Origin of the sequence: Gordonia sp. NPDC003585, from assembly GCF_040610755.1 — a bacterium.
Lineage (GTDB): Bacteria > Actinomycetota > Actinomycetes > Mycobacteriales > Mycobacteriaceae > Gordonia.
Genome location: NZ_JBEXMX010000148.1, coordinates 1 through 5,639, shown reverse-complemented (window position 1 = coordinate 5,639; position 5,639 = coordinate 1). Strand labels below are relative to the sequence as shown.

3 protein-coding genes are annotated in these 5,639 nt (G+C 69.8%); 2 read left to right on the top strand and 1 reads right to left on the bottom strand.

Annotation, left to right across the window (positions count from 1 at the left end; all coding sequences use genetic code 11):
• The coding region (merA, locus tag ABZW74_RS23770) for a mercury(II) reductase (RefSeq protein ID WP_355279880.1) at window positions 1–1,194 on the top strand (1,194 nt) is incomplete at its 5' end.
• A gap of 34 nt (window positions 1,195–1,228) precedes the next feature.
• A complete protein-coding gene (gene merB / locus ABZW74_RS23765) occupies window positions 1,229–2,350 on the top strand; it encodes an organomercurial lyase MerB (protein WP_017681707.1) in 1,122 nt (373 codons plus the stop codon).
• Between the two features lie 35 nt (window positions 2,351–2,385).
• On the opposite strand, the gene ABZW74_RS23760 is transcribed toward merB, so the two are convergent.
• Window positions 2,386–5,397, bottom strand: a complete 3,012-nt coding sequence (locus tag ABZW74_RS23760; protein WP_355279876.1) for a Tn3 family transposase — start codon at window positions 5,395–5,397, stop codon at window positions 2,386–2,388.
• Window positions 5,398–5,639 lie beyond the last annotated feature (242 nt).

Here is a 5,639-nt window from a genome sequence, read left to right as displayed (position 1 = left end):
CTGGATTTCCCCGCCCTGATCGCGGGCAAGGACGCGCTGGTCGGGCAGCTGCAGGCGGAGAAGTATGTCGACCTGGCCGCCGACTACGGGTGGGAGATCGTCTCCGGCACCGCGGTGTTCGACGGCAGCGCCGAGGCACCCGTGCTGCGGGTCGCGCGCGCCGAGGGCGGTGTACGGGTGATCGAGGCCGACCAGTATCTGATCGCCACCGGTGCCGCGCCCTGGGCTCCGCCGATCGACGGCCTCGTTGAGGCCGGGTATCTGACCTCGACCACCGCCATGGACCTCCAGCAGCTGCCGGAGTCGCTGATCGTGGTGGGTGCGGGCTATGTGGGGCTCGAGCAGGCCCAGCTGTTCGCCCGCCTGGGCAGCAAGGTCACGGTGATCGCGCGTAGCCGGCTGACCTCGGGTGAGGAACCGGAAATCTCGGCCGCGCTCGAGGCCGTCTTCGCCCACGAGCGCATCGACGTGCTCACCGCCGCCACCGTCGAGAAGGTCCTCGCCGACGACGGGCACAAGGTGGTGACCGTGCGCACCGGCGGCGGCGCCAGCACCGAGCTGCGGGCCGAGCAGGTGCTGATGGCCACCGGCCGCCGCCCCAACACCGCCGGGCTGGGCCTGGATGCGGTCGGCGTCGCCGTCGACGAGCGGGGCGCGGTCGTGGTCGACGACCGCCAGCGCAGCAGCAATCCGCGCATCTGGGCGGCCGGGGACGTGGCCGGGGATCCGCAGTTCGTGTACGTGGCCGCCGCGCAGGGCACCCTGGTCGCCGACAACGCCCTGGCCGGTGCCGATCGCGTCCTGGACTACACCACGGTGCCGCGCGTGACGTTCACCAGCCCCGCGATCGCCTCGGTCGGACTGACCGACGCGCAAGCCGCCGCGGCCGGGCTGGCCTGCCAGTGCCGGGTGCTGGGGTTGTCGAGCGTGCCGCGGGCGCTGGTCAACCGGGACACCCGCGGCCTGGTCAAGATCGTCGCCGAAGCCGGCACAGGCCGGATCATGGGCGTGCACGCCCTCAGCGACGGCGCCGGGGACCTGATCACCGCCGCCACCTATGCGATGACCGCGGGTCTGACCGTCGACCGGCTCGCCCACACCTGGGCGCCGTACCTGACCATGGCCGAAGCGCTGAAACTGACCGCGCAGACTTTCACCACCGACGTCACCAAACTGTCCTGCTGCGCAGGCTGACGCCGTCGGACGGGAGGCAGTGATGAACGGACACATGACGATCGGGGACCTCTCGGCCCGCACCGGGGTGCCGGTGAAGGCGCTGCGCGAGTACACCGACCTCGGCCTGATCTACACCCTGGGCCGCAGCCCGGCCGGCTACCGCCTCTACACCGACGACGCGGAGTGGTGCGTGCGGTTCATCGGCGAGCTGCGCGGCCTCGGGCTCACCATCGCCGAGATCTGCCAGCTCACCTCCACCGACCGTGACGACCACGGCCGTTCGGTCGGCGCCCATCTCGCCGAGCTGCTGCAGCGGTCGCGGCAGCGGCTGCGCCCGATGCCGAGCAGATCCTCGACCGCATCGACGCCTTCGAAACCGCACACCGTGCGCATCTGGCCACCGACGACCTGTGCTGGGCCGGTGACCCGTGCGGATGCGAGCTACGGGCTTGACCCTCACCCCGGGGACAGACCCTACCGTCGGCACCGTCACTGTCCGATCGCCCTCGAGGAGTCCGATCCCATGAGTACCGACAACCTCACTGCCGACGTTTTCGCCAAGATCCTGCCCGCCGGCCGGGACCGGGCGCTGATGCGCGCCGCGCTGCGGCTGCTCGCCCACGGCACCCCGGTCACCGTCACCGAACTCGCCGCCGCCGCGGGAGTGCCCGACCTCGACCCCGCGCAGACGCCGATCGGCGCCGACGTCGAATACGACGAGGCCGGCCGGATCGTCGGCTGGGGCCTGACCCTCAACCCGACCCCGCACCGGTTCAGCGTCGGTGGCCACCAGCTCTACACCTGGTGTGCCCCCGACACCCTCATCTTCCCCGCCGTCATCGGCGCACCCGCCTGCATCGAATCCGACTGCCCGATCACGGGCACCACCGTGCGCCTGACCATCGACCCCGTCACCGGGGTCAGCGACCTGGAACCGGCCACCGCGATGGTGGCCTTCGTCGACCCCGACCGGATCCAGCCCGGTCACCTCCGCGCCACCTGCTGCAACCCGCAGATGTTCCTCGCCACCTCCGACGCCGCCCACCACTGGCAGGCGAAATTCCCAGGCATGACGGTGCTGCCGGTCACCGACGCCTACCACCAGCTCGCCCGCCCCCTCGCCGACGCGATCACCGACCCGACCACGACCACCGGAACCAGCGCCTGCTGCTAGATCGCGCCGCCGCCGATCCGGGCCGGCGCTGCGGGTCAGAACAGGGTGTCCCGCACGCGCAGCGGCCGGTACCCGGTGGGGCCGAGCTGGGCGAGTTCGGCGTCGATGTCGACCTCGATGGCGCCGAAGAAGTTGATGTTCTCGCTGTGGGCCGGGGAGATGTGCGTCAGCACCTCGTCGTCGATGCGCCGCCCGGCCCGCCGCATCTGTTCGGTCGCCAGCCCGTAATACTCTGTGGTCCAGGCGATGACGGCGTTGGTCGCCAACGTGAGGCACCATGCCTGTTCGGTCTGTCCCTCCAGGTGCCTCGCGCGCACGGCGCCTTCGTGCGCGTAGAGCAGGTCGCGGCGGAGCGCGTGCAGGGATTCGCCCTTGTTGAGCTGTCGGGAGATCTTGCGCCGATAGCCCGGGTCGGACAGGTACCGGGCGGCGTAGATCGTGCGCCGCAGCGCCCCGTATTCCTTGAGCGCCGCCGCGAGGGCGTTCTGCCGGCCCGACGCGGAGAGCTTGCCGACCAGCAGCGACGCGGTGGCGTGCCCGAACTTCAGCGACCCGCTCAGCCGGAGCAGGTCGTCGTAGTGCTCGGCGATGAGATCCAGATTCAGCTTGCGGGTCAGCAGCGGCCCGGCGTGCGGGAACGCGGACTCCACCTGGGCCCGAGGCGCCGCCCGATACAGGGTGATCCGGCCCAGGTCCCGGATGCGGGGCGAGAGCTGCAATCCGAGCAGGTCGAACAGCCCGAAGTTCACGAGGGTGACGCCGTGCGTGTCGGTCGCATGCTCGGTGATCGGCAGATCCGTTGCATTGCCGAGGATTTCGTCCAGCACGTAGTGAGCTTCGCGTCTCGTCGCGACGATGACCTTGGTGCCGTAGGTGGCGTGCTGATCGGTGACATGGGTATACGTGCTCAGTCCTTCGTTCGCGAAATAGCGGCTCAACGCTCTGGCGGTGACCGATTTGCCGCGGGTCGGGAACCGTTGCCCATCACTCGACGACAGGGTGCCGGCGCCGAAGACCGGGGTCAGCGGCAGCCTTTGGTGGTAGTCGATGATCGTCAGGTTCGCCGCCCGCAGCGTCTCCTCCCGCACATACCATTCGCTGGTCCAGGCCAGGATGTCGTAGGAGAGGCCCGACGCCTCGGCCATTCGGGTCAGCCCGAGGTTGGTGGAGTAGGCCAGCAGGACGGCGATGAGGTTGCGTTTCAGCTCCGGGCTGCGGGCCTGTTTGCCGCCGGCGTGGGTGAAGCAGTCCAGGTAGCCGGTGCGTTTGTCCAGCTCGATCAGCAGCGACACGATCGGCGCGAACGGCAGCATCTCCGTCAGCTCGGCCTTGAGCGCCGTCGCCTCCGCGGGCACATCCTCCGCCGACAGCGGTGAGATCACCAGGTCACCGGCCTCATCGAGACGGACCGGCCCGTCGCCGCCGGCGAGCACCTTCTCCAACTCGCCCATAGCGGCGTCGAGCTCGTCGGTGGCGGTCGCCAGCGCGCGAGCGGGATCAGCGGACTTGCCGACCAGGCGGCAGAACTCGTCACGCTGCGGCTCCCACGCCTGCGGGGTCAGCAGGTACGCGGCCGGGTCGGCGTAGCGGCGCGACCCCGGCACGAACACATCCCCGCTGCGCAACCCGTCACGCAGCCCCAGCAGCACGCACAGCTCCCAGTAGTGCCGATAGGCGGTGGTGTTACCGGCTTTGCGGGCCTCGTCGAGGTAGCCGCGCCACTTCGTCGGCACGAACCCGGTCGGCGCGTCGTCGGGCACCTTGCGGGTACCGGTCGCGTTCAGCTCCCGCAGCATGTGCACCCCGATCAGCAGCTCGGTCGCGGCGGTGCCGCCGGCGAACCGGACTGTCGACAGCACCTGCGGGGTGAACTGCCGCAGGTAGGAGTACGAGCTGTCCAGAGCGGCCAGGTGCCCGTGATCGCGCGGCAGCCGAGGCTTGGCCTGCGCGACCGCGGCCCGCAACCGCTCCCATCCGATCCGATCGCCCCGGATCAGGCCGCCGATCTCCTCGTCGGGGATCTGCAGGTCACAGACGATCGCCAGCAGGTCGTCGAGCAACCCCTGCCGATCCTCTCCGGCCTTACCGCGCTCGGCCAGCTCGTCGCGCATCCGGCGTTCGGCCTTGCTCAACCTGGCCGAGATCGCCTGATCGAACAGCTGCACCACCTCGTCGAGCACATCGGTGGCCGACTGCGCCAACACGGTGAGCAGAATCGGGTAGCGGCGTTGCGGATCCCGGCGTTCGAGGGCTTGGCCCGTCAAGCGGCGGCCCACCGTCGCCAGGAACCGCCGCCGCTCCGCCGGCAGCACCGACATGTCCAGCTCATCCGCGCCCAGGTTGCGCAGGAACACCAGCTTCTCGACCTCGGCCTTCACCGCGGTCGCCGACGCCTCCACCGGGCCGGTCGACAACCACCGCAACCGCGACATCTCGATCGACGGGTCGACGACCAGCAACGCATCCAGTTCCTTACACCGCTGCGGCGTGAACTCGCGCGCCAACCGGTCGTAGGTCTCCCGCTGCGCCCGCGTGCGAGCGTGCGCGACCCGGCGGACCGCCGTTTCCGGGCCCGGCCGGATCACCCGCGCCGAGATCAGGTACTCACACGCCAGCCGGAACAACAGCGTCGGCGAATCGTGCTCCATCGCCCGCGCCAGCAGAAACTCATCCAGCTCCTTCAACTCCATCGCCCCGGCAGGCCGCCACCCCAGATACTGGGCCACCAGCCGCACATGCTCGGTCCGCGTCTGCGCCCGCTTGCCATACGAACGAAGCTGCGCTGCATCGATATTCAGCTGATCCGCCAGCCGGGCCACCGCCACCGGCGGCGCCGACGGCACCTTGTCCGGCACGAACCCCAGCCACGGCAAGGTGCACAACGCCACCGCCAGGCCCAGACGGACCGCAGGGCCCCTACCCTGCGGAGCAACAAACGCCAGATCCGCCGGGGTCAGCGTGAAGTACCGGAACAACTCCTCACGACTGATCTCCGGGAACTCCCGCAGGCGCTGCAACTCCTCGTCCGCGAATACCCGCGTCGCCACGAACCCCAGCCTCCAACACGCCGACCAACCTCATCGGCAGACAAGCCAAGCACCAACCACCCCGGCCCGCAGCCCGAACCGAGAAATCGCCGCTGACCAGGCACTACGCGAACTTCGTTGTTTTTTGCGCCATTACTACCGGGACCCCATGTCGTAGAAGGCGCGGGCGCCGATACTTCCGGTGAGCGCGGATTGGGCCATGCGCATGGCAGCGTCGTTGAGTCGGTGGTTGCGGGCGTGAC